Source organism: Methylorubrum rhodinum, assembly GCF_014199935.1.
Taxonomy (GTDB): domain Bacteria; phylum Pseudomonadota; class Alphaproteobacteria; order Rhizobiales; family Beijerinckiaceae; genus Methylobacterium; species Methylobacterium rhodinum.
Genome location: NZ_JACHOP010000001.1, coordinates 286,700 through 309,362, shown reverse-complemented (window position 1 = coordinate 309,362; position 22,663 = coordinate 286,700). Strand labels below are relative to the sequence as shown.

The following is a 22,663-nucleotide window of genomic DNA, read 5'->3' as shown; positions in this document are numbered from 1 at the left end:
CCGCGCGAGGACGGCGTGGAGCGGCGTCGCCACGCTCAGATCTGCCCGGCCTCGGCCTGGATCTCCGGGCTTTTCCGACGCGGCCGCGTGACTCCACGGGCGGCGAGCACGATCGCGACGATGCCGACGAGCGCCATCGGCACGCAGAGCAGCATCCCCATGGTGATGCCCCCGCCCAGCGCGTTCACGTCCTGCCCGAACAGGAAGCCGAGCTGCCGATCCGGCTCGCGGAAGAACTCGCAGAAGGTCCGGGTCACCGCGTAGCCGAGGACGAAGAGGCCGCCGAGCAGCCCCGGCCGGCGGAAGCCGAAGCGGCGCACGGCCAACGCCATGACGACGAACAGCAGCAGGCCCTCGGTCGCGGCTTCAAAGAGCTGGCTCGGATAGCGCGGCACGTCGCCCCCGGTGGGGAAGACCACGGCGTAGGGGAAATCGGGGGCGGCCCGGCCCCACAGCTCGCCGTTCACGAAGTTGGCGATGCGGCCGAAGAACAGGCCGATCGGCACCACCACGGCGGAGATGTCAAGCAGGTTGAGGCCGCCGAGCGAGCGCGCGCGGGCGAACAGCAGCATCGCCAGGACCGCGCCGAGGAAGCCGCCGTGGAACGACATGCCGCCGTTGCGGATCGCCAGGATCTCCAGCGGCTGATCGAGATAGAGCGGCAGATTGTAGAACAGCACGTAGCCGATCCGCCCGCCGAGCACGACGCCGAGCGCGACCCAGACCACGAGGTCGTCGATGTCGGTGAGGCTCGGACGCTTCACCCCGCCCCACAGCGACTCCGCCTGCACCAGCCGGCGCGCGTAGAACCAACCGCCGATCAGACCGGCGATGTAGGAGAGCGCGTACCACTTGATCTCGACCGGCCCGAGGGAGACCGCGACCGGATCGACGGCCGGAAAGGGCAGGGCGAGGAGCGGCGGCATCGGCGGCCCTTGGGCGACGTTTTTCCGAACAATCGCGCCGCATTGGACCCGCGCGGCTTCGGGCGTCAAGGCGGGCGGGTTGCACCCGGCCGAGCGGCGGGCGCAGAGTTTCCGGCGTCCCTGCGTTCGAGGAGAAGCGATGCTCGGCAACACGGAGATGGTGGCGCGGCTGCTTCTGGCCGGCGCCATGGGCAGCGTGATCGGGTTCGAGCGCGAGCGGCTGCAATGGGCCGCGGGCCTGCGCACCCACATGCTGGTCTGCGTCGGCGCCTGCCTGTTCATGCTGGTCTCGGCCTTCGGCTTCTCCGACGTGCTCGGGCGCCAGGACGTGGTGCTCGATCCCTCGCGCGTGGCGGCCCAGGTCGTCTCCGGCATCGGCTTCCTGGGGGCAGGCACGATCCTCTTGCGCGGCGAGGTGGTGAAGGGGCTCACCACCGCGGCCAGCCTGTGGGCGGTGGCGGCGATCGGGCTGGCCGTCGGCGGCGGGCTCTACGTGCCGGCCATCGCGGCGACCGCGCTCGTCGTCGGCATCCTGGCGGGCGTGAAGCCGATCGAGGAGCGCTGGCGCGACCGGAATCAGGCCTGCGAACTCCGGCTCACGGTCAAGGCCGGCAGCCTCGCCATCGACGCGCTGCCCGACGTCACAGGCGAGCGCGCCTCGCGCATCCGGCAATTCGTTGTGCGGCCGGGCGAGGAGCCGGGGCTGGAGGAGGTCACGATCACCTTCGCCCGTCTGCCGCGCGCCAGCGTCGAGGCGGTCGCCCGGCGCCTGCGCGAGAACCCGGCGGTGATCCGCGTCCGCTCCGGGGGCCAGGAATGACGCGATCCGGGCGGGGAAATCGGCGTTGCCGGCCTCGTTGCGGGGCGAATCTGCGCTAGGACGTTCGCAGCGAATCTGAGGAACGCGCCAGCATGGCTGCCAAGCAGGTCACCACGACCCCCTTCCCGGACCAGAAGCCCGGCACCTCGGGCCTGCGCAAGAAGGTGCCGGTGTTCCGGCAGCCGCATTACGTCGAGAACTTCGTGCAGGCGATCCTCGACTGCATCCCGGAGCGCGAGGGCGCGACCCTGGTGATCGGCGGCGACGGGCGCTTCTTCAACCGCGAGGTGGTGCAGATCGCGATCAAGATGGCGGCGGCCAACGGCCTCGGTCGCGTGCTGGTCGGCCGCGACGGCCTGCTCTCGACACCGGCCGCCTCCTGCGTCATCCGCAAGCACGGGGCGATCGGCGGCATCGTGCTCTCGGCGAGCCACAATCCCGGCGGGCCGGAGGGGGATTTCGGCATCAAGTATAACGGTGCCAACGGCGGTCCCGCGCCGGAAAGCGTCACCGGCGCCATCTTCGAGCGCACCAAGGCGATCGCCGCGTACCGCATCTCGGACGCGCCCGACCTCGACCTCGGCACCACCGGAACCCATGAGATCGACGGCATGAGCGTCGAGATCATCGATCCGGTCGCCGACTACGCCGAGCTGATGCACGCACTGTTCGACTTCGAGGCGCTCACGACGCTGTTCGCCTCGGGCTTCCGCATGCGCTTCGACGCGCTCTCGGCGATCACCGGCCCCTACGCCAAGGCGATCTTGGAGGACACTTTGGGCGCGGCTCCCGGCACCGTCGTCAACGGCGAGCCCAAGCCCGATTTCGGCGGGCACCATCCCGATCCGAACCCGGTCCACGCCCACGAACTCTACGACCTGATGCACGGCCCCGATGCGCCCGATTTCGGCGCGGCCTCGGACGGCGACGGCGACCGCAACATGATCGTGGCGCCGGGCCTGTTCGTGACGCCGAGCGACAGCCTCGCGATCCTGGCCGCCCACGCCCACCGGGCGCCGGGCTATGCGGGCGGGCTCTCGGGCGTCGCCCGCTCCATGCCAACGAGCCGCGCGGCGGATCGCGTGGCGAAAAAGCTCGGGATCGAGGCGTTCGAGACCCCGACCGGCTGGAAGTTCTTCGGCAACCTCTTGGATGCCGGCCGCATCACGCTGTGCGGCGAGGAGAGCGCGGGCACCGGCTCGAACCACGTGCGCGAGAAGGACGGGCTCTGGGCGGTTTTGCTCTGGCTCAACATCCTGGCCGCGACGGGAAAGCCGGCTCAGGATCTGGTGCGGGCGCACTGGGCCGAATTCGGCCGCGACTACTACACCCGCCACGATTACGAGGAGATCGATTCGGACGCCGCCAAGCGGCTGATGGACGGCCTGCGCGCCAAGGTCGCGAGCCTGCCGGGCACGACGATCGGCGGGATGACGGTGAAGGCGGCCGACGACTTCCGCTACGTCGATCCGGTCGACGGCTCGGTCACCGAGGCGCAGGGCGTGCGCGTCACCTTCGCCGAGGATGCCCGCATCGTCTACCGGCTGTCGGGCACCGGCACCGCCGGGGCGACGCTGCGGGTCTATCTTGAGCGCTACGAGAGCGATCCGGCGCGGCTGGAGCAGCCGGTGGTCGAGGTGCTGGCCCCGGTCGTCGCGGTGGCGCGGGATCTGGCGGAGATCGAGGCGATCACGGGCCGCGCCGAGCCGAGCGTGGTGACGTAGGGCGCGGCGGCTCAGGTCTGGTTCGGCTTCAACTGATAAAAGATGTGGCGGCCGATCACGTCGTTCCGCTTCAGCCGGCGCGACCAGCCGGGCTTCACGTAATCGGCGTGGTAGTGCGTCGCTCCGCCGACCTCGCTGAGATAGGTCCGGCCCTCGATCACCGCGCTGGCGATGCGGGTGGCGGTCTGCCACGAGCCGGCATCGGTGATGCGCAGGGACTTGCCCTCGCAGGCGAAGGAGAACTGGCAGCCCATGAAGCGGTGCCGGTTCTGGTAGACGACGCCGCAGACGGTCGAGGGGTAGAGCCCGCTCTTGGCGCGGTTCAGCACCACCTGGGCGACCGCGGCCTGCCCCTCTTCCGGCTCGCTGCGGGCCTCGAAGTAGACGGCCTCGGCGAGGCAGCGCTGCTCCTTGTCCATCGCCTCCGGCACGATCAGGTCGGCGTAGCGATGCCTGGCCTCGGGCGAGGCCGTGTCCGCCTCCGGCTCGCTCGGCTGCGGGGCGCGGTCGAGGCGCGGCGAGAAGCCCGGCAGGACGAGGCTCGCCGCGGCGACCTCGATCGGCGTCGCGTCGGCGGGTGCGGGCGTGACCGAGGAAAGGGCGACGGCGCGGGGCACGGCAGGGGTCGCGCCGTCGGAATTCGCGAGAGAGGGGAGGGAGCCGTCGTCGGGCTCTCCGTCATGCGCGGAATCCGGCGTCACGACGATGCCGGCGGCGATCATGTCGGCGTTCCAGGCCGGAGAGATCGCGCCGGTGGTGGCGACCTCGCGCTCGAACAGCCGCTCCGGCGGCAGGGTCGCGTCGGTGCCGGCGCTGGCCGTGAAGGAGATCAGCAGGCCGCTCGCCAGCATCCACGGCACGACAGCCGAGACGACGAAGCGCGGCCCCAGGCCTAGTCCTCGAACGCGACTCGCACGCAACGCCGACATCCCACGCTCACGGCAGGTCCGGGAGCCACAGCCTAGCGCAGGCTGCGGCGACCTTTCCTTATCGGCGCGGATTTAATCGCGAACGTGGTTGCCGGACGGTTAAGCCCGGCCCCCTCGGCGGGTGGACGCGGTCACCGGACCGGGTGGCCGTGGCGTGCGGCCAAGCCACCGACCACCACGGCGAGATAGCCGGCCCCCGCCTGCGAGGCGACGATCATTCGGCCGGCCTCGCGCTCGCTGTGCGTAGACAGGGCGTAGGCGAGCCCCAAAAGCCCAAAAGCCGTGATCAGGCTCGCGAGAATCCAGAGATAGGCGTGTTGCATCGCCCGGGGAACCGGCACGCCGGCGTGCGCATCGAGAAGGGCGACGGGGGATTCGGGATTCGGCATGTGGCAAGTCCCGCGAGGACCCGGACCATACGACAGGCCGGCGCTCCCGCGCGCGGACTCCCGTTAGCAGCAAACGCACCAGCACGACATGGGTTCACGCCGTCATCCGCAAAATTATTGCGTAGCTTGCGCGCCCGCAGCCGAAGGAGGGCGAGAGCGGCCTGATGACCGCGATCGACAGACCCCTCCTGCGACATACCCCTCCTGACCGCGCGTCGTTCCCGGGCCGCGAAGCGGCCCCCGGACCCGGACGGGCGCGCCGGAGGCGTACAATCTGCGACTCGCCGCGATGCCCCGTGGCGCCGCGCCGTCGCGGCCCGTCGTGGGAGCCGGGTTCGCCTGCGTCGACCCGGAACGACAGCGTGCGTCGATGGAAGCTGCGTGCGACTCCGAAGTGCAAAGCCCTCGACCGCGCGACGGCGCGGTGCCATTCGGAGCGCATGCCGAACGCGCTGAGCCCCGCCCCGTGACCCGCGCCCTGATGATCCAGGGCACCGGCTCCGATGTCGGCAAGTCGCTGCTGGTGGCGGGGCTCGCCCGCGCCTTCACCCGGCGCGGCTTGCGGGTGCGCCCGTTCAAGCCGCAGAACATGTCGAACAACGCCGCCGTCACAGAGGATGGCGGCGAGATCGGCCGGGCCCAGGCGCTCCAGGCGAGGGCCGCGCGGGTGACGCCCTCGGTCCACATGAACCCGGTGCTGCTCAAACCCCAGAGCGATATCGGCGCGCAGGTGGTGGTACAGGGGCGCATGATCGGCACCGCCAAGGCCCGCGAGTATCAGAGCTGGAAGCCGCGCCTGATGGCCTCGGTGCTCGACAGCTTCGACATACTTTCGGCGGAAGCCGACCTCGTTCTGGTCGAGGGCGCCGGCTCGCCGGCCGAGGTGAACCTGCGCCGGGGCGACATCGCCAATATGGGGTTTTCCCGCGCGACGGGCACGCCGGTGGTCCTCGTCGGCGACATCGACCGCGGCGGCGTCATCGCCAGCCTCGTCGGCACGCAGGCGGTGATCGACTCTGAGGACGCGGCGATGATCCGCGGCTTCATCGTCAACCGCTTCCGCGGCGACCCGACGCTGTTTTCCGACGGCATGGCGCTGATCGCGGCGCGCACCGGCTGGGCCCCGCTCGGCCTCGTGCCGTTCTTCCCCGACGCCGCCCGCCTGCCGCCGGAGGACGCGGTGGCGCTCGACGCTCCGGATGCGCGCCGCGAGGGCGTGCCGCTCGTCGCCGTACCCGTGCTGCCGCACATCGCCAATTTCGACGACCTCGACCCGCTGCGGCAGGAGCCGGGCGTCGCGGTCACCTTCGTGCGCCCCGGTTCGCCGATCCCGGCGGAGGCCGCGCTGATCGTGCTGCCGGGCTCGAAGACCACGATCGACGACTTCGCCTTCGTCCGGGCGCAGGGCTGGGACATCGACATCCTGGCCCACGTGCGGCGCGGGCGGCCGGTGCTGGGTCTCTGCGGCGGCTACCAGATGCTCGGCCGCACCATCGCCGACCCCGACGGGATCGAGGGCGCGCCGCGCACCATACCCGGCCTCGGCCTGCTCGACGTCGAGACGGTGATGCGCGGGCAGAAGCGCCTCGTCGCCGTGACCGGCGAGACGTTGAGCGACGGCGCACCGTTCTCCGGCTACGAGATGCATATCGGCGATACGACCGGGCCGGACACCCAAAAACCGCTGCTGCGCTTCGCCGACGGGCGGCCGGACGGCGCCGTCTCGGCCGACGGGCTCGTGTCCGGCACCTACGTCCACGGGCTGTTCGCCGACGACCGCCAGCGCGCGGCGTGGCTCGCGCGGCTCGGCGCGCCGCCGTCATCGGAGAGCTACGAGGCCGGCATCGAGACGGTGCTCGACCGCTTCGCCGACCATTTGGAGACGCATCTCGATTGCGACCGGCTGCTGGCGCTCGCCGAACCCTATCGCAAACCGGGGACGGTGTAGCTGCGCGGCGCGCCGTTCTTCAGGCTGTCGAAGAACACCAGCACGCGGTCCTTCCCGACCATGGTGATCGCCTCGGGCTTGCCGCGACTCTCGGATTCGTCGAGCGGGGCGAGGCGCCCGAGCGCCACCGGGCCGGCATTGCCCTTGGGATCGAAGCGGAACAGGCGGTAGGGCACGTCCTGGAACTGGGCCGGGCCGGTCAGCACGAGGAGTTGGCCGTCCGGCAACACGGTCAGGTCGCGGATGCCCGCGCCGTCGCCGACCTCGATCGGGATCACCCGCGGCCTGCCGGTATAGGGCTCATGGCCCTCGGCGAACAACGCCTCCACCGACACGGCGACGAGGAAGGCCTTGCCGTCCAGCGAGGGCGCGCGCAGGCCGGCGTAGAGGTCGTCGCCTGCGACGGCGAGGCCCTCGATGTTGAGGCCGTTCCCGTCGGTCAGGTCCTTGAGGAAATAGGGGCCGACGGTCTCGGCCCGCGCCAGGGCATCGCCGAGCCGCCACGTGGTCTCGACCGCGCCCTCCGGCTCCGCGCCCTCGGGAACGTCCGGCTTGCCCTCGCCTGTCACGCGGATGCGGGCGAGCAACATCGCCGAGAGCGTGAACGCTTTCGACCGCCGCCCGCACCCATGCGAGCCGGTGACGTAGAAGTAGGGGGCGGCGTAGGCTACGCCCTCGCCGTCGAGTTCCTTGAACTTCTGCTTGGCGTCCGGGCAGCCCGGCCCCGTCGGCCGTCGGCCGAGGGTCTCCGGGTTCGGGCCTTCGCCGATCAGATCGACGCGCCGCTTCGCCTCGATCCGGAGACCGTCGATGGCGACGAACTGCGCCTTGCCGCCCTCGTCGTTGACCAGCAGGCAGCGGCGCTTGCCCCCGCCGAGATCGACGCAGGCGATGCCGCTGATGTCCTCGGCGACGTTCTTCCGGCCCGCCTCGTCCCGGCCCGGCGCCCAGAGGTCGCCCGCGAGTTCGTAGGCTTGCGGGTCGGGTTGCAGGATCGGCTCGGAGGCCATGGCCGGTGCCACCGTGAACAGGAGGACGGTCGAGAGGCGAAGGAACGAACGCAATCGGATGGTCCGGTGTGATGTTTCGGAGTGTCGAGGGCGGGGCGGCGTGCTGTCAACGCGCGGCGCTTCAAACCCAGGCGCCGTCATTCCGGGGCCGCGGAGCGGAACCCGGAATCCATGACGGGCCTCGACGGGTTGCAGAATGTCGCATCACGGGTGGTTTGCGGGTTCGCCTCCGGCGCCCCGGAATGACGGCGGTGGAAAAAACGCTCACAGCCCGAACGCGACGCCCACAGCCGCGACGACACCCGCGAACATCAACCCACAGGCCCGCCGGTAGAGCCTGAGCGCCCGCTCGATGTCGGCGGGGCCGGCCTCCGCACGGCCGTCGCCCATCCAGGCGTCCTCGACGCGGGCGGCGCCGTAGGTGCGGGGGCCGGCGAGGCGCAGGCCGAGCGCCCCGGCCATGGCGGCCTCGGGCCAGCCGGCGTTCGGCGAGCGGTGGTGGCGGGCGTCGCGGCGCACGGCCCGCCACGCGTCGCGGGCCGAGGCGTCGCGGTCGAGGGCGGCGGCGGCGATCAGGAGGAGGGCGGTCAGGCGCGAGGCGGGCAGGTTGACGAGGTCGTCGAGCCGGGCCGCGGCCCAGCCGAAGGCCTCGTGGCGCGGGGTCCGGTGGCCGATCATGCTGTCGGCGGTGTTGATCGCCTTGTAGAGCGCCCCGCCGGTCAGCCCCCCGGCGCCGATCCAGAAGGCCGGCGCCACCACGCCGTCGGAGAAGTTCTCCGACAGGCTCTCGATCGCGGCGCGGCACACGGCGGCCTCGTCGAGGCTGTCGGGATCGCGGCCGACGATCATCGACACGGCGCGGCGCCCCCCCGGCAGCCCCTCGTGCCGGAGCGCGGCGGCGACGCGGGCGACGTGGACGAACAAGCTGCGCTGCGCCGGAAGGCTTGCAGTGAGGAGGGCCAGGATCAGGATGCCGACAATCTCGCCTGCGAGCCCGGCCAGCGCCGTGAGCGCCAGGGTGCAGGCCGCGACGACGGCCAGAAGCAGCACCAACGCCAGCACCCCCTTGAGCCGGCGGGCGCGGATGTCGCCGCGGTTCAGCCCGGCATCGAGCCGGGCGATCAGCCGGCCGATCCAGGTGACAGGGTGGCCGAGCGCCCTGTAGAGGCCGTCGGGATAGCCGCAGACCGCCTCGATCGTCATCGCGAGCGCGAGGATGCCGAGGGCGTCGGGCGGATGGATCAGGGCGGTCCAGGGCATCTGTATGGGGAGCGGCGTGGAGGAAGGGCCTGGGGCGATCCCGCACGGCGGCGATCTCGGCGCGGCGCGCCGGCTATTTCCGGAGGCGCCCGAGCCGTGGATCGACCTCTCGACCGGCATCAACCCGGTGCCCTACCCGTTGCCGCCGTTCGAGGCCAGCGCGCTGCACCGCCTGCCCTCGCCCGACGACCTCGGCCGGCTGAAAGCGGCGGCGGCCGACGCCTACGGCGCGCCGGACGCGGACCACGTCGCCGCGGCGCCCGGCACGCAGATTCTGATCGAGACGCTGCCGCGGCTGGTGCCCAAATCCCACGTCGCCGTGGTCGGCCCGACCTATGCGGAGCACGCCGCCGCCTGGACGCGGGGCGGGCACGCGGTCGAGGTCGTGCCCGATCTCGCGGGCGCCGCGGGCGCGGGCGTCGTGGTGGCGGTGAGCCCGAACAACCCGGACGGCCGCATCTTCTCGTCCTGCGACCTTCGCCGCGCCGTGGCGCCCGGCGGGCTCGTGGTGCTCGATCAGGCCTTCGCCGACCTCGAAGAGATGCCACCCGCCGCGCCCGCCCCCGGCCTCGTGGTGCTGCGCTCCTTCGGCAAGACTTTCGGGCTCGCGGGGCTGCGGCTCGGCTTCGCGCTGGCCGAGCCGGCGCTGGCGCGGCGGCTGGAGGCGGCACTCGGGCCCTGGGCCGTCTCGGGCCCGGCCATCGCGGCGGGCGTCATCGCGCTCCCCGACGCGGGCTGGCGCCGGGAGGCCGCCGCGGCGCGGGGCCACGACGCGGCCCGCCTCGACCGCATGATTCTTCGCGCAGGAGGTCGCGTCATCGGGGGGACGCGGCTGTTCCGCACCGCCACGTTCGACGACGGGCCCGGCCTGTTCCGCCGTTTGGGCGAAGCCGGCCTCTATGTCCGCCGCTTCCCCGAGCGGCCGAACGACCTGCGCTTCGGCCTGCCGCTGGACAAGGCGGCGTGGTGCCGGCTCTCCCGCGTCCTCAAGTGACGCTTCGGCGCCGGTCGAGCAGCGCGACGGCGAGCGCCGCCAGTGCGCACGATCCGCCGACCGCACAGACGCCGGGCCAGCCGGCATGGAGGAAGGCCTGCGAGCCGCCGAACGCGCCGAGCGCCCCGCCGACGAAGATCGCCGTGAACAGCACGGTGTTGATGCGCCCGCGCGCGCCGGGCACCAGGGCGTAGGCGCGGGTCTGGTTGGCGATGAGCGCGCCGTTGATGCCGATGTCGAGGAGCAGCACGCCGAGCCCGATCGCCGCGAGCGAGGTCTGGCCGGCGAGCGCCAGCACCGCGAAGGCCGCCGCGACGAACACGCTCCCGGCGATCACGACGGGACGGGCCCCGCGCCGGTCGCTGTAGCGCCCGGAATGCGGCGCGATCAGCGCACCCGCCACGCCGATCACCCCGAACAATCCGGCGCCCGCCGACGTCAGCCCGAAGGGCGGCGCCTCGACCAGCAGCGCCAGCGTCGCCCAGAAGGCGTTGAAGCTTGCAAACAGCAGGGCCTGGGTCAGGCTGGCGTTGCGCAGAACCGGCTGCGTCCGCACGAGGTGGACGAGCGAGAGCATCAGGGCGCGGTAGCGCAGGCGCTGCTTCGGCACGATCCGCGGCAAGGTGCGCCACGCGACGAAGGCGAGCACCACGGACACGATCGCCGCGGCGAGAAAAACGCTGCGCCAGCCGAGATGCGCGCCGACGAGGCCGCTCGCGGTGCGCGCCAACAGGATGCCGGACAGGAGCCCCGTCATCACCCCGCCGACGATGCGCCCGCGGGTGGCGTCGGGGGCGAGTTCGGCGGCGAAGGGCACCGCCTGCTGCGCCGCGCAGGCGAGCACGCCGATGGCGAGGCTCGCCAAAGTCAGCACCGCGAGGTTGGGGGCAAGGCCCGCGACCACGAGGGCGAGCGCGAGCCCGAGGAGCTGGCGCACGATCAGGTCGCGACGGGGCAGCGCGTCGCCGAGCGGCACGAGGAACAGGATGCCGAGACCGTAGCCGACGAGGCTCGCGGTCGGCACCAGGAGGGCCGCCCGCTCGCCGAACTCGGCCACCAGCACAGCTAGCAGCGGTTGGTTGTAGTAGATGGTGGCGACCGCGCCGCCCGCGATCAGGGTCAGCCCGATCCGGGTCGGCCGGGAGAGGTCGCGCGCGGGGCTCTGCATGGCCGGCGGTCTACGCCGTGGGCAAGGCCGGGCGCCAGTCCGACGGGCGCGGACGCTGGCATGCGCGGGACGGTTGCCTATATGTCTTCCCGTGCGTCCTCCCGCCCGAAGGGCAGAAAGCGGCTGATCCCTCAGCAGACTGGCGCGGTTCGGGTCCCCGACGCGGGACCGGCTGCCGAGAACGGCCGATCGTTTCGGGGCAGGGCGTGCGACACGTTCACGACACGATGGAGCCGTGCATGTCGACCTACCGCATCCAGTTCGCGAAGGAGATTTTCGGAGTTCCGTTCACCGTCGGCCATGTCGACATCACCCGCGCGCGCGATGCCGGGCGAGCCCTGCGGGCCGCCGAGATCCGCTTCGCCCGGACGCGGGGCGTCGCCGACTGGCGCGAATGCGCCGACAGCGTGGCGCTCGCGGAGCCGCGCTGCGACGATTGATCCGCCGGGTGGTTGGCCGAGCCTCGATCCGGTTCTCAGGTCAGGCTGGGATCGCAGGCCGTTCCCTCCGGCATCACGACCTCGGCATCCTGGCCCGATTTCAGGCTCTCGCCGCCGCGGACCGGCCACGCGACGGTCTCCGACCATTTGAAGTTGAACTTCGCGCTGCTCATCAGGTGGCTGAGGGCCCGTCCGAACAGCGGCTGGTAGTCCATCCGCACCTCGGCGAGAACGAAGCGCGCCCCGGCCCTCTGGAAGTTCGTCGGGACGTCGATCGTGGTGGACTTGCCCTTCGTGCGGATCCCGCCGGTCTTGGGCCATGTCGAGCAGACGAAGGTCGCGTTGCCGGCGTTGACGCCGATCGACGAGATCTGGATCGTCGCCAGCGTGGCGTTGAACGGGGCCAGCACCGGCGCGGCCGAGCGCAGGTTGTCCGTCATCGTGGCGGGCAGGATCTGCTTCGTGACGTTCTGCGAGGTCAGGTCCGCCAACGTGCGGGCGAGCGCGCTGACCTTGTTCCGATGGTCGGACGCGTTCACGTACTCGGCCACGCCGTAGACCAAGGCCAAAAGGAGCGGCACGAGGACCGCGAATTCGAGCGTCGCGATCCCCGTTTCGCTGGCGGCGAAGCGTCGGCGGAGCGCGAGGGGACCAGGGACGGAACGGCGCATCAGCAGCCTCCGGTCAGACTCTTCTGGAACGGCTCGACCCGGAAGACCGAGGCGGCCTGCAGCAGCACCGCCCCGTCCTTGAACCCGTCCATGCCGAGCTTGAGGAACAGCGGCGCGACGATCGGCAGCTTCACCGCGGCGCGCACGATGGCGGTGCTCTGCGAGCCGGGACACTGATAGGTGAGGCCGTAGCTCTTGGACCAGTTGCCGGTGCTCGGATCGACCGCGGAGGCGTTCCAGGCATTGGTGTCGAAGCTGGTGGTGGAGACCTGCACGTCGATCTTCAGGTTCTCGCACTTGAAGAACACCGCCGGGGCGCCGCTGCCGCCGCACATCATCGCGCGCATGTTCTCCAGAACCTTGGCCTGGGTGAGCGTCGGCCCGTTCTCGCTCTGGAACGAGCCCGTCAACAGGGCGCGGGTCGCGACCTGGAGCGAGGCGTTGAGGTTCTGGCGCGCGAGGTGGACGACCGCGTACTGGATCAGGATCAGCATCACCGCGACCATCAGCGAGCCGAAGAACGCGAACTCGATGGCGTAGGCCCCGCCCTCGTCGCGGACGAAGCCCGGCCGGCGCGGCGCGCGCGGATGGTCCGGCCCGCTCACTTCGAGAGCCTCACGAGGGTGAAGGACTTGAAGATCTCCTTGAAGGCGTCGCCGATCGAGGTCGAGGTCGCGGCGTTGATGAAGAGCTTCTCGCCGGTCGCGCAGGCCTTGAGCTGCGGGACGATGTCGTCGAAGCGCGTGCCGTTGTTGCCGATCTGGCTCGGCTGACCGAGCGTCGCGAGGTAGCCCCAGTCCGGCGACAGGTCGATATAGGGCGCATAGAGCACGCCGACCGAGACGTTCGAGTCGAGCTTGCGGCAATCGCTCGGCGCGAACGGGCGGACATTGGCGCGAAGCGGGGTGTTCCAGGTCCAGGTCCGGTTCGGGTCCTGAACGCCGTCGGTGGCGATGATGACGAGCTTGCGCGGCGTGACGCTGCCGTCGCCGCCCTTGCCGACCATGTTGGCGAAGCTCGGCATGTTCTCGGCGAAGTGCGTCGCCCCCTCGTACTCGTTCGAGGCATTGGGGCTCTTCGGGAGCGAGGTGAGGGCGTTGCCCAGCGTCGAAGTCAGCGGCACGAGCTGGGTGAGGTCGTTGCTGAACGAGTGGACCGAGATGCGCAGCCGCTTGTTCGTCGCCGATTGCTGCTGCAGCCACGTGACGAAATCGGTGATGCCCTTGTTGATCTCGTTGATCCGCAGGTTGACGCCGTTCTTCTGCGCCCAGTCGAAAGAGTCGGCATAGACCGTCGTGGTGGTCTTGGGCTTCCACCACGGCCCGGTCGTTACCGTATCGATGACCTGCGCATTGTCGTGGCAGGCGAAGGCGCAGCCGAACCGGTTCTGGAGCTTGGTGACGTCGGCGCTCGTCGCGCCGATGGCCATTGAGGCCGAGACGTCGATCAGCAGATGGATGTCGACCATCGGCGACAGATTGATGTTGGACGCCGCCCGGCCGCTGATCGGCAGGGTCTTGAAGCCGAGCACGCCCAGCATGGTGGTGGGCATCGACGACGTGTAGCTCGCCCCCACGCTGGCGACGCGGTCGACGAGCTTGACCTCGATCCGCCCGGCGGTTCCCGGGGGCAGGTTCTTGATGGCGTTGAAGTAGTCCGAACCCGCCTTCTCGGCGCTGGTGCGGATGTCGGTGTCCGACTTGCCGGCGACGTCGGCATCCTGCGCAGCCTTGGCGGCCACGAGGGCCGCGGCGTCGAGGGCCGTGTTGAGCCGGGTGCGCTCCGAGACGGCATGGCCGAAATCGACCGCGCCGCCGACGATGCCGGCGAGCGGCACCATCATCACGGCGAGGATCATCGGGAGAGAGCCCCGTTCGTCCCGACCCAGGCGCTTGATTCTTCCGATGCTGGTCATGGCCGTCGCAAAGACTTCGAGAAAACTGGTCGCTTCTCTGTATTCACGGCCAATTGAAAAATGTTTAAGCGATTGTTCGGGAACCGGGGCTATCCCGGATAACGGCCGGGTCCCGTCCGCAGGGTTATCCGAATCTTTCCGGCGTTCGGGACACCGCCTTTCCCCGGAATCGGCGCCGCCGAGGCGTGACGGCGCTGGCGAACGGAGAGCCCCGGCCCTAACTTGCCCGCAAGGCTTGGCCGCCCGTCCGGGGCGCCGGCCCGGCTTGCAGGAGCCTGTCGGTCATGGCGGCGATCTCGTTCCTCGGCGATCTCATCCAGACCATCAGCGACCGCGGTCGCGATCTCATCAGCTTCGGCCGCAGCGACCTCGCCCGCACGGCGAGTGCCGCCGACCTCGCCAAGCTGTGCGAGGACCTGATCTCGCGGCGCGGCGAGGCCTCGGGCGTGGCGCTCGCCCGGCTGATCCTCGACCGCTACGCCTTTCTGCCGCAGGACGAGCGGCTCGCCTTCCTCGACCTCGTCGCGAGCGAGTTCGGCGCCGACCACGCGGCGGTGGACGAGGCGATCGCGGCCTACCGCGCCGAGCCGACCCGCAGCCGTCTCGGCGTCCTGCACGAGGCGGCCGAGCCGCGCTCGCAGGAACTCATCCGCCGGCTCAACCTCGCGCGCGGCGGCACGCTGGCGCTGGTGCGGATGCGCGAGGATCTGTTTGTCCTCCGCAAGCGGCTCAAGGAGCAGGGCGCCGCACCCGAGGCGCGCGACGCCGTCGACAGCCTCGACAGCGATTTCGAGCACCTGTTCGCCTCGTGGTTCAACCGCGGCTTCCTCGTGCTGCGCCACATCGACTGGTCGACGCCCGCCGACATCCTGGAGAAGATCATCCGCTACGAGGCGGTCCACGAGATCGCCGATTGGGAGGAGTTGCGCCGCCGCATCGAGCCGCCGGATCGGCGCTGCTTCGCCTTCTTCCATCCGGCGCTGCTCGACGAGCCGCTGATCTTCGTCGAGGTGGCGCTGACGGGCGCCATCGCCCCGGCGATCCAGCCGATCCTCGCCCACGAGCGCGAGCCGGTGCCGGCGCGCAGCGCCACGACCGCGATCTTCTACTCGATCTCGAACTGCCAGAAGGGTCTGGCCGGCGTCACCTTCGGCAACTTCCTGATCAAGCAGGTGGTCGAGGATCTCGCCCGCGAGATCCCCTCGCTCAAGACCTTCGTGACGCTCTCGCCGGTGCCCGGCTTCCGCACCTGGCTCGACCGCGAGCGGAGGGCCGACGCGCCGCAGGGCCTGACCCGCGAGGACGTCGAGACGCTGCGCGCTCTGGACGGCGAGGATTGGCAAACCGACAAGGCGACCTGCGAGGCGGTGCGCCGCGCCATGCTGCCCGCGGCGGCGGCCTACTTCCTGCGCGCCAAGAACGAGCGCGGCCGGCCCCTCGATCCGGTCGCCCGGTTCCATCTCGGCAACGGCGCCCGGCTGGAGCGGATGAACTTTCTGGGCGACACGTCGAAGAAGGGGCTGGGCCAGTCCTACGGGCTGATGGTCAACTACCTCTACGACCTCTCGGCCATCGAGAAGAACCACGAGACCTACGCCAATCTCGGCACCGTCGCGGCCTCTTCCGCGGTCAGCCGAGAGCTGAGGGCGAACCTGCCGCCGCCGCGGGCGGTGGTGCTGGCGGAGGCGGGGTAGGGCAAGCTCGGCGAACCGCTTTTTACGCTGCAGCGCGGGACCGATCCTCTCCCCGAGCGTTCTCCTGTCCGACGCCGGGTGGCTGCGCATGAACGGCCGTCCCGCGAAGCACGAGGAGTTTTGCCATGGTCGACACGGATCGCATCGTCGGCGCCGCCAAGGATCTCGGCGGCCGCGCCCAGGGAGCGGTCGGCGACGCCGTCGGCTCGGACCGGGACTCGCTGGAGGGCCGCTACCGCGAGGCGGAAGGGCGGACGCAGCGGCTCTACGGGCAGGCCAAGGACACCGTGCGGGACGTCGCCGACGACCTCGGCGGCTATGCCAGCGACGCCTACGACCGCGTCTCGCGGAACGGCGGCACCTATCTGCGCGACGGACGCGAGCGGGTGCAGAGCCAAGTGGGCGACAATCCCTTCCTGGCCCTGCTGATCGCGGGCGCGGTCGGCTACGGCCTCGCCCTGCTCGTGAACAACGCGCGCCGCTGACGACGCGCCGGACGGTCGGCGGGCGGCGCTACTGCGCCGTCCAGCCGCCATCCATGGCGAGATTGGCGCCGGTGATCTGGCTGGCGCCGTCCCCGCACAGGAACACCGCGAGCGCGGCCACCTGATCGACGGTGACGAATTCCTTGGTCGGCTGCGCCTTCAGCAGCACGTCCTCGATCACCTGCTCCTTGGTGAGGCCGCGCGCCTTCATCGTGTCGGGGATCTGGCTCTCGACCAGCGGCGTCCAGACATAGCCCGGCGAAATGCAGTTGACCGTGATGCCGAAGGTGGCGAGTTCGAGCGCGGCCGACTTGGTCAGCCCACTGATACCGTGCTTGGCCGCCACGTAGGCCGACTTGAAGGGCGAGGCGACCAGCGAGTGCGCCGAGGCCGTGTTGATGACGCGGCCCCAGCCCTTGGCCTTCATGTGGGGAATCGCCGCCCGCATGGTGTGGAAGGCCGAGGAGAGGTTGAGCGCGATGATCTGGTCCCACTTCTCCGGCGGGAACTCCTCGATCGGCGAGACGAACTGCACGCCCGCATTGTTGACGAGGATATCGACGCCGCCGAACGACTCGACGGCGAGCGCAATCAGGCCGCCGATCTCGGACGGCTTGGTCAGGTCGGCCGGCGAATAGGCCGCCTTCACGCCGAACTCGGACTCGATCTTGGTGCGAGCCGCCTCGATCTCGTCCGGCTTGCCGAAGCCGTTGAGGACGACGTCGGCGCCTTCCTTCGCGAACCCGCGGACGATCGCGAGGCCGATGCCGCTGGTGGAGCCGGTGACGACGGCGGTTTTCCCTTTGAGGCTCATGGAAACGTCTCTCCGTTGCGCGCCGCGCGGGCAGTCCGGGACGGACATGCCCGATGGCTCGCGCGAAGTCGACTTACAGCCGCTCCCCACCGTCATTCCGGGGCGCTGATCCGCGAACCCGGCATCCACGACCGGCCGCGACGCCTCTCGTCGCCGCGCGTCGAGGGTGGTTTCCGGGTTCCGCTTCGCGGCGCCGGCGTGACGGGCGTTGCGGGTGGTCGGGGTAGCCGTGAACGCGGCCTACCGGGCCGCCATGGTTGACACCCGCGCCCGCTTTCCCGACATCACCCCCCACCGTGCCGGGCGGGGCCGCGGACCCGAATTGGACTGGACCGACATTCGATGGCGGCGACGCGCTCCTATCTCGACTTCGAAAAGCCCGTCGCCGAACTCGAGGCGAAGCTCGAAGAGCTGAGGGCGCTGGGCCAGCGCGACGGCGCCGTCTCGATCCACGAGGAGGTGGGGCGGCTGGAGGCCAAGGCGGCGCAGGCGCTCTCCGACCTCTATGCCGGGCTCACCCCCTGGCAGAAGACGCAGGTCGCCCGCCATCCGCAGCGGCCCCATTTCGTCGATTACTGCGCCGGGCTGATCGAGGAATTCACGCCGCTGGCCGGCGACCGCTTCTTCGGCGAGGACGAGGCGATCATCGGCGGGTTCGGGCGCTTCCGCGGCCGGCCGGTACTGGTGCTCGGCCAGGAGAAGGGCGCGACGACGGAGGCGCGCCTGCGCCACAACTTCGGCATGGCCCGGCCCGAGGGCTACCGCAAGGCAGTGCGCCTGATGGAGACCGCCGACCGCTTCGGCCTGCCGGTGCTGGCCTTCGTCGACACCGCCGGCGCCTTCCCCGGCATCGAGGCGGAGGAGCGCGGACAGGCCGAGGCCATCGCCCGCTCGACCCAGGCCTGCCTCGCGCTCGGCGTGCCGAACGTCGCGGTCGTCATCGGCGAGGGCGGTTCGGGTGGCGCCATCGCCATCGCCACCGCCAACAAGGTCCTGATGCTGGAACACGCGATCTACAGCGTGATCTCGCCGGAGGGCGCCGCCTCGATCCTGTGGCGCGACCAGGGCCGCGCCCACGAGGCCGCCACAGCCATGAAGATCACCGCGCAGGATCTCCTGCGGCTGGGCATCATCGACGGCGTCGTGGCGGAGGCCACCGGCGGGGCGCATCGCGACCGCGAGGCCGCGCTCAACGCGACCGGCGAAGCGCTGGCCCGCGCGCTCGCCGAGTTCGACGGCCTGAGCCGCGACGAGATCCGCGACCGGCGGGCGCAGAAGTTTCTGGAGATCGGCCGCAAGCTCTGAGCGCGGGTTCGATCGGATCATCCCACCCACCCCCCTCATCCTGAGGTGCCGCGAAGCGGCCTCGAAGGAGGGCTTCAGAAGTCTCTGCGATCCCTGGAGCCCTCCTTCGAGGCCTCCGCTTTGCTCCGGCACCTCAGGATGAGGGGGTTGGAAGGGAGAAGACTCACCGCGATGCGTGAGACCGGTCCGAAAAGCCCCCTCCGCCTTCCCGGCGCCGGGCTGCTGAAGCGGCTTGTCCGCCGCCTGCCAAATCGCCTGCACTTGCGGGACAGCCGCGAGCCGGGCGCGCTCAACCACATCTCGCTAGGCAGCCACTGCCACATGGCGCAGATCCTCAAGGCCGAGGGGCTGCGCACGTGGTCCGGCCCGTTCGACTGGATTTTTTCGTCGCCCGGCATGATCCGCGACTGCCTCGCCGACGACTTCTCGGCGCTGCTCGACCGCACCCAATACGAGAGCACGCCGCTTGAAGAACGCATGGCGCCGCATGAGACGCGCTGCCGCCACCGCCTCTACCGGGATCGTCACGCGATCCCGTTCGTGTTCAACCACCACGACCCGGCGTCGAGCGAGGCGGATTACCGCTTCCTCGAGGCCGGCGTCCGGCGGCTGCGCACGGCGCTCGACATGCCGGGGACGCACAACGGCTTCTACCTGATGACCACGGTTCCGACGGACCCGGAGGTTTTCCCCGAAATCCGCAGTCTGCTGGCCGCGCGGCGTGCGCAAAACCACCTGACCGTGCTCGAACTCGTCCCCGGTGCCGAGACGCCGGCGACCGTCGAACTGGCCCGCGAGGCCGGGTTCGACCGGCTCCGGGTCGAGACCCGCTCGCCCTCCACCGGAATCCGCTTCGCCGACCCTACCGATGACGCCTTCGTGACCGGTCTCGTCGGGGGGCGGGCGCGACTTCTCGCGGAACCGTAACTTGCGGGCCACACTCGCCGACCAAATGCGGCGGCGCCTTGTGGTAAGGTTCGGGTAAGTTTACCCGAGCTATGGGTGACGGGGAGTGGCGTCCGCGAACGGGCTGAAGTCCGGCGGACGAATGTAGTCGAGGACGGGTTCCCCATGGCTGTGCGTCCGTTGGCGGCGGCTGCCGCCGCTCTGGCGACGAGCCTCGCGCTCTCGCTCGGTGCCTGCAACGACAGCGCCATGCTCGGCGGCGCCTCGACCCGCAGCCTGACGCCGATTCCGCCCCAGACCGTCTCGCTCATGCAGACCAAGGGCATGAGCCAGGGCGACCCGATCCTGATCCGCGCCTTCAAGAAAGAAGCGGAGATGGAGGTCTGGAAGCGCAATGGCACCGGCCAGTACGCGCTGCTCAAGACCTTCCCGATCTGCCGCTGGTCGGGCCAGCTCGGCCCCAAGAACAAGCAGGGCGACCGGCAAGCGCCGGAGGGCTTCTACACGATCACGCCGGGTCAGATGAACCCGAATTCCAGCTACTACCTGTCGTTCGACGTCGGCTATCCGAACGCCGTCGATCGCGCCAAGGGCGGCACCGGCAATTACATCATGGTCCACGGCACCTGCTCGTCGGCCGGTTGCTTCGCCATGACCGACGCGTCGATGTCGGAGATCTACGCCATCGCCCGCGAGGCGTTCGCCGGCGGCCAGCGCGCGTTCCAGTTCCAGGCCTACCCGTTCCGGATGACGGCCTCGAACATCGCAAAATTCCGCAACGATCCGAACGCGCCGTTCTGGAAGAACCTCAAGGAGGGCTCGGACTATTTCGAGACCCTCAAGGAGGAGCCGCGCGTGGCGGCCTGCGGCACCAAGTACGTGTTCGGCGGCAACGACGTGGCGGCGGGCAACTGCACCCCACGGGTCGACACGCAGGTGGCCGAGAAGCGCGACCGCGACAACCGCGAGGTCGCCGAGCTGATCGCCAAGGGCGCGCCCGCCACCCGCGTGGTCTACGAGGACGGCGGCCAGAACCCGGTGTTCCGCCCGCAGCCGGCCCCCACGACCACCTTCGCCAGCCTGATCGACTCCGACAAGGAGAAAGAGAAGGAGAAGGAACTCGCCTACACGGCCAAGGATTACGGCCGCCATCATCTCGGCGAGATCAGCCGGCCCGAGAGCCTGGCGCTGGGCCCGCGCGAGATCGAGGTCGACGCCAAGGGCAAGCCGATCCTGATCGCCGCCGCCCCCGCCGACGCGCCGGGCCCGACCAAGGCCGCCGCCGCCCGCAAGGCGCAGGAGAAGCCGGTGACGGTGGTGGCCGTGAAGGAAGAGACCAAGCCTGCGGACGCCAAACCCGCGGATGCCAAGCCGGCCCGCATTGCGGTAGCCGACGCCGAGGGCGACGCGACCGCCTATCACAAGCTGCTCGGCAACCTCGGCGCCAAGAAGGACAAGGCCGCGGCTCCGGCCGAGGCGCAGGCCGCCAAGCCGGCGCCGGCGACCACGAAGCCCAAGCCGGCCAACGAGGCCGCCCCGAAAGCGGCCACCCCAGGCGCCAAGCCCCAGGCCGCCGTGACGACGACGGGCTCGCTCAAGAACTGACGGGGGCCTCTCCTCCCCTGTGCGGGGAGGAGCCGGAGGTGGGGGTGGTTCAGGATGAAGCGCCCCGGTGCCTCCTGCCCGACCCCCACCGCTGCCCCTTCCCCACACGGGGGAGGAGGGGACCGCGCCAATCCAAACTTCCCCGGCGAGAGAGACGCCGACCGACCGATCCGCCGCCTGCGCCTGCGCCTCGACGGCGCCCGGCCGCGCCGCTGGCATCGGCTGCTCCTCGACCGGCTGACGGCGCAGGGCCTCGGCATCGCCCTCGACGACCGCCCCGGCCCCGGCGGCTTGACCGGCAGCGCCGAACGGCTGTTCCACCTCGAAGCGATCCTGGGCCGGATGCCGACGGATGGCCCCGCCGCGCCGCTGCCGCCGGGATCGCTGGACGCCTATCGCGCCGCCCCCGCACCGCCCGACCTCACCCTCGACCTGTGCGGCGATGCCGAGTCCGGCCCGGTCTGGAGGCTCGCCTATGACGGCGCCTGCGGCGAGGCCGCCCTGCTCGCCGCCCTGATGGCCGGGCATGCCCCCGTGGCGACGCTGAGCGAGGGCGCCCGCCGCGTCGCCGCGGGGCGCCTCGGCAGCGAGACGCCCGGCACGATGCTCGCCGCGTTCGAGGACGGGCTGATGCGCACGATCACCCTCGTGGCCTCGGCGCTGACGGGCGCGCGCCCCGCCGACCCCGCCTCGGAGCCCGAAGCGCAGCGCCTCGCCCTCACGCCCGCCGCGCTCGGCGAGCGCGCCCTGCGGGTGCTGGCGCGGGCGGTCGTCCACCGCCTCTACCGGCTCTGCTACCGCGCCCCGCACTGGCGGGTCGGCTGGCGCCGGCTCGACGGGCCGGACCTTTTCGACCTCCGCGCGCATCCGGCCGATGGCTGGCGCGTGCTGCCCGACGACGGCCGGCGCTTCTACGCCGATCCGTTCCCGCTCGACGCGCAGGGCCGCACGGTGCTGTTCGTCGAGGAATACCCGCACGCCACCGGCAAGGGCGTGATCTCCGCCGTACCGTTCGGCCCCGACGGGCCGGAGGGCGCGCCCCGGCCGGTGCTGGAGGAGCCGTGGCATCTCTCCTACCCCTTCGTCTTCGCCCGCGACGGCGCCGCCTGGATGGTGCCGGAAGCGAGCCGGAACGGCACGGTCGATCTCTACCGGGCACGCGCCTATCCGGGCGGCTGGGTGAAGGAGGCGACACTTCTCTCCGGCGTCACCGCGAGCGACGCGACGTTGCTCGAGCATGGCGGCCGCTGGTGGCTGTTCGCGACAATCCGCGACGGCGCCACCGCGCGTGATCCCCGCGGCGCCTTCTCGGACGCTTTGTGCCTGTGGTCGGCGCCGGATTTCCGCGGGCCCTTCGTGCCGCATCCGGGAAACCCCGTGCTGATCGACATCGCCGCCGCCCGCCCCGCCGGACGGATCGTCTCCCGCGGCGGCAGGCTGATCCGCCCGGTGCAGGACGGACGCGCCGGCTACGGCGCGGCGCTCGCGCTCGCCCGCATCGATCGGCTGGACGAGGAAGGGTTTTCACAAACGGTGGAGACCATCCTGCGCCCCGGCCCGCTCTGGCCCGGCACCCGGCTGCACACGCTGAACCGGAGTACGGAGTTCGAATTCATCGACGGCTCGGGCCGGGCGCCGCGCTGGCGGTGACGTTCACGCT

At 70.9% G+C, this 22,663-nt stretch carries 21 protein-coding genes; 11 read left to right on the top strand and 10 right to left on the bottom strand.

The genetic code is table 11. The features are described 5' to 3' along the window. Window positions 1-35: 35 nt before the first annotated feature. Window positions 36-926: a prolipoprotein diacylglyceryl transferase gene (gene lgt, locus HNR00_RS01385; RefSeq protein WP_183563674.1), complete on the bottom strand. Its 891-nt coding sequence runs from the start codon at window positions 924-926 to the stop codon at window positions 36-38. Window positions 927-1,065: 139 nt separating this feature from the next. On the opposite strand from lgt, the gene HNR00_RS01380 reads away from it, so the two are divergent. Continuing rightward, the gene (locus HNR00_RS01380; protein ID WP_183563671.1) at window positions 1,066-1,746 is read left to right on the top strand and encodes an MgtC/SapB family protein; all 681 of its coding nucleotides are present in this window, start codon (window positions 1,066-1,068) and stop codon (window positions 1,744-1,746) included. A 92-nt stretch (window positions 1,747-1,838) separates the two neighbouring features. Further along, window positions 1,839-3,470, top strand: a complete 1,632-nt coding sequence (locus HNR00_RS01375; RefSeq protein WP_183563667.1) for an alpha-D-glucose phosphate-specific phosphoglucomutase — start codon at window positions 1,839-1,841, stop codon at window positions 3,468-3,470. 11 nt (window positions 3,471-3,481) lie between these two features. On the opposite strand, the gene HNR00_RS01370 is transcribed toward HNR00_RS01375, so the two are convergent. Beyond that, a complete protein-coding gene (locus HNR00_RS01370) occupies window positions 3,482-4,321 on the bottom strand; it encodes a cell wall hydrolase (RefSeq protein ID WP_246390149.1) in 840 nt (279 codons plus the stop codon). Window positions 4,322-4,530: 209 nt separating this feature from the next. Next, entirely contained in the window at window positions 4,531-4,788 is a 258-nt protein-coding gene (locus HNR00_RS01365) for a hypothetical protein (RefSeq protein ID WP_183563661.1), read from the bottom strand. A 481-nt stretch (window positions 4,789-5,269) separates the two neighbouring features. On the opposite strand from HNR00_RS01365, the gene HNR00_RS01360 reads away from it, so the two are divergent. Further along, window positions 5,270-6,736, top strand: a complete 1,467-nt coding sequence (locus tag HNR00_RS01360) for a cobyric acid synthase (protein WP_183564240.1) — start codon at window positions 5,270-5,272, stop codon at window positions 6,734-6,736. Here the strand turns inward: HNR00_RS01360 and HNR00_RS01355 are convergent. Both HNR00_RS01355 and cbiB read right to left on the bottom strand, forming a co-directional pair. Continuing rightward, a complete protein-coding gene (locus HNR00_RS01355; RefSeq protein ID WP_183563658.1) occupies window positions 6,712-7,800 on the bottom strand; it encodes a DUF3616 domain-containing protein in 1,089 nt (362 codons plus the stop codon). The two genes, HNR00_RS01360 and HNR00_RS01355, sit on opposite strands and share 25 nt — an antisense overlap. A 210-nt stretch (window positions 7,801-8,010) precedes the next feature. Further along, a complete protein-coding gene (cbiB, locus tag HNR00_RS01350) occupies window positions 8,011-9,006 on the bottom strand; it encodes an adenosylcobinamide-phosphate synthase CbiB (RefSeq protein ID WP_183563629.1) in 996 nt (331 codons plus the stop codon). A gap of 4 nt (window positions 9,007-9,010) precedes the next feature. Here cbiB and cobD point away from each other — a divergent pair, with 4 nt between their 5' ends. Then, complete coding sequence (cobD, locus tag HNR00_RS01345; RefSeq protein WP_183563626.1) at window positions 9,011-10,000, top strand: threonine-phosphate decarboxylase CobD; 990 nt, start codon at window positions 9,011-9,013, stop codon at window positions 9,998-10,000. Here cobD and HNR00_RS01340 read toward each other — a convergent pair. Further along, a complete protein-coding gene (locus HNR00_RS01340; protein WP_183563623.1) occupies window positions 9,993-11,168 on the bottom strand; it encodes an MFS transporter in 1,176 nt (391 codons plus the stop codon). The two genes, cobD and HNR00_RS01340, sit on opposite strands and share 8 nt — an antisense overlap. A gap of 239 nt (window positions 11,169-11,407) precedes the next feature. Here HNR00_RS01340 and HNR00_RS01335 point away from each other — a divergent pair, with 239 nt between their 5' ends. Continuing rightward, window positions 11,408-11,608, top strand: coding sequence for a hypothetical protein (locus tag HNR00_RS01335; protein ID WP_183563620.1), 201 nt, complete (start codon window positions 11,408-11,410; stop codon window positions 11,606-11,608). A 35-nt stretch (window positions 11,609-11,643) separates the two neighbouring features. Here the strand turns inward: HNR00_RS01335 and HNR00_RS01330 are convergent, their stop codons facing one another. From HNR00_RS01330 to HNR00_RS01320, 3 genes are read right to left on the bottom strand one after another with little or no spacing between them, the layout of a single operon-like run. Further along, a complete protein-coding gene (locus HNR00_RS01330; protein ID WP_183563616.1) occupies window positions 11,644-12,279 on the bottom strand; it encodes a TadE/TadG family type IV pilus assembly protein in 636 nt (211 codons plus the stop codon). After that, a complete protein-coding gene (locus tag HNR00_RS01325) occupies window positions 12,279-12,884 on the bottom strand; it encodes a TadE/TadG family type IV pilus assembly protein (protein WP_183563613.1) in 606 nt (201 codons plus the stop codon). Before HNR00_RS01325 ends, HNR00_RS01330 begins: the two co-directional genes overlap by 1 nt. Next, window positions 12,881-14,137: a pilus assembly protein TadG-related protein gene (locus HNR00_RS01320; protein ID WP_183563610.1), complete on the bottom strand. Its 1,257-nt coding sequence runs from the start codon at window positions 14,135-14,137 to the stop codon at window positions 12,881-12,883. Before HNR00_RS01320 ends, HNR00_RS01325 begins: the two co-directional genes overlap by 4 nt. Window positions 14,138-14,478: 341 nt before the next feature. On the opposite strand from HNR00_RS01320, the gene HNR00_RS01315 reads away from it, so the two are divergent. Both HNR00_RS01315 and HNR00_RS01310 read left to right on the top strand, forming a co-directional pair. Then, window positions 14,479-15,888 (top strand): malonyl-CoA decarboxylase, encoded by a 1,410-nt coding sequence (locus HNR00_RS01315; RefSeq protein ID WP_183563607.1) that lies wholly within the window; start codon window positions 14,479-14,481, stop codon window positions 15,886-15,888. Window positions 15,889-16,013: 125 nt separating this feature from the next. Next, window positions 16,014-16,373, top strand: a complete 360-nt coding sequence (locus tag HNR00_RS01310) for a CsbD family protein (protein WP_183563604.1) — start codon at window positions 16,014-16,016, stop codon at window positions 16,371-16,373. A 28-nt stretch (window positions 16,374-16,401) separates the two neighbouring features. Here the strand turns inward: HNR00_RS01310 and HNR00_RS01305 are convergent, their stop codons facing one another. Beyond that, window positions 16,402-17,187, bottom strand: coding sequence for a 3-hydroxybutyrate dehydrogenase (locus HNR00_RS01305; protein WP_183563601.1), 786 nt, complete (start codon window positions 17,185-17,187; stop codon window positions 16,402-16,404). A gap of 342 nt (window positions 17,188-17,529) precedes the next feature. On the opposite strand from HNR00_RS01305, the gene HNR00_RS01300 reads away from it, so the two are divergent. From HNR00_RS01300 to HNR00_RS01285, 4 genes are all read left to right on the top strand, one after another. Further along, window positions 17,530-18,492, top strand: coding sequence for an acetyl-CoA carboxylase carboxyltransferase subunit alpha (locus tag HNR00_RS01300; protein WP_183563598.1), 963 nt, complete (start codon window positions 17,530-17,532; stop codon window positions 18,490-18,492). 171 nt (window positions 18,493-18,663) lie between these two features. Next, entirely contained in the window at window positions 18,664-19,419 is a 756-nt protein-coding gene (locus HNR00_RS01295; protein WP_183563595.1) for a DUF1796 family putative cysteine peptidase, read from the top strand. Window positions 19,420-19,563: 144 nt separating this feature from the next. After that, window positions 19,564-21,003 (top strand): L,D-transpeptidase family protein, encoded by a 1,440-nt coding sequence (locus HNR00_RS01290; RefSeq protein ID WP_183563592.1) that lies wholly within the window; start codon window positions 19,564-19,566, stop codon window positions 21,001-21,003. 54 nt (window positions 21,004-21,057) lie between these two features. Further along, window positions 21,058-22,653, top strand: coding sequence for a glucosamine inositolphosphorylceramide transferase family protein (locus tag HNR00_RS01285; protein ID WP_246390146.1), 1,596 nt, complete (start codon window positions 21,058-21,060; stop codon window positions 22,651-22,653). Window positions 22,654-22,663: the final 10 nt, after the last annotated feature.

Bases quoted from the DNA above. Each gene is read 5' to 3' on its own strand.
- lgt (WP_183563674.1), bottom strand. From the start codon at position 926: ATGCCGCCGCTCCTCGCCCTGCCCTTTCCGGCCGTCGATCCGGTCGCG.
- HNR00_RS01380 (WP_183563671.1), top strand. From the start codon at position 1,066: ATGCTCGGCAACACGGAGATGGTGGCGCGGCTGCTTCTGGCCGGCGCC.
- HNR00_RS01375 (WP_183563667.1), top strand. From the start codon at position 1,839: ATGGCTGCCAAGCAGGTCACCACGACCCCCTTCCCGGACCAGAAGCCC.
- HNR00_RS01370 (WP_246390149.1), bottom strand. From the start codon at position 4,321: ATGCTGGCGAGCGGCCTGCTGATCTCCTTCACGGCCAGCGCCGGCACC.
- HNR00_RS01365 (WP_183563661.1), bottom strand. From the start codon at position 4,788: ATGCCGAATCCCGAATCCCCCGTCGCCCTTCTCGATGCGCACGCCGGC.
- HNR00_RS01360 (WP_183564240.1), top strand. From the start codon at position 5,270: ATGATCCAGGGCACCGGCTCCGATGTCGGCAAGTCGCTGCTGGTGGCG.
- cbiB (WP_183563629.1), bottom strand. From the start codon at position 9,006: ATGCCCTGGACCGCCCTGATCCATCCGCCCGACGCCCTCGGCATCCTC.
- cobD (WP_183563626.1), top strand. From the start codon at position 9,011: ATGGGGAGCGGCGTGGAGGAAGGGCCTGGGGCGATCCCGCACGGCGGC.
- HNR00_RS01340 (WP_183563623.1), bottom strand. From the start codon at position 11,168: ATGCAGAGCCCCGCGCGCGACCTCTCCCGGCCGACCCGGATCGGGCTG.
- HNR00_RS01335 (WP_183563620.1), top strand. From the start codon at position 11,408: ATGTCGACCTACCGCATCCAGTTCGCGAAGGAGATTTTCGGAGTTCCG.
- HNR00_RS01330 (WP_183563616.1), bottom strand. From the start codon at position 12,279: ATGCGCCGTTCCGTCCCTGGTCCCCTCGCGCTCCGCCGACGCTTCGCC.
- HNR00_RS01320 (WP_183563610.1), bottom strand. From the start codon at position 14,137: ATGATCCTCGCCGTGATGATGGTGCCGCTCGCCGGCATCGTCGGCGGC.
- HNR00_RS01315 (WP_183563607.1), top strand. From the start codon at position 14,479: ATGGCGGCGATCTCGTTCCTCGGCGATCTCATCCAGACCATCAGCGAC.
- HNR00_RS01310 (WP_183563604.1), top strand. From the start codon at position 16,014: ATGGTCGACACGGATCGCATCGTCGGCGCCGCCAAGGATCTCGGCGGC.
- HNR00_RS01305 (WP_183563601.1), bottom strand. From the start codon at position 17,187: ATGAGCCTCAAAGGGAAAACCGCCGTCGTCACCGGCTCCACCAGCGGC.
- HNR00_RS01300 (WP_183563598.1), top strand. From the start codon at position 17,530: ATGGCGGCGACGCGCTCCTATCTCGACTTCGAAAAGCCCGTCGCCGAA.
- HNR00_RS01295 (WP_183563595.1), top strand. From the start codon at position 18,664: ATGCGTGAGACCGGTCCGAAAAGCCCCCTCCGCCTTCCCGGCGCCGGG.
- HNR00_RS01290 (WP_183563592.1), top strand. From the start codon at position 19,564: ATGGCTGTGCGTCCGTTGGCGGCGGCTGCCGCCGCTCTGGCGACGAGC.
- HNR00_RS01285 (WP_246390146.1), top strand. From the start codon at position 21,058: ATGAAGCGCCCCGGTGCCTCCTGCCCGACCCCCACCGCTGCCCCTTCC.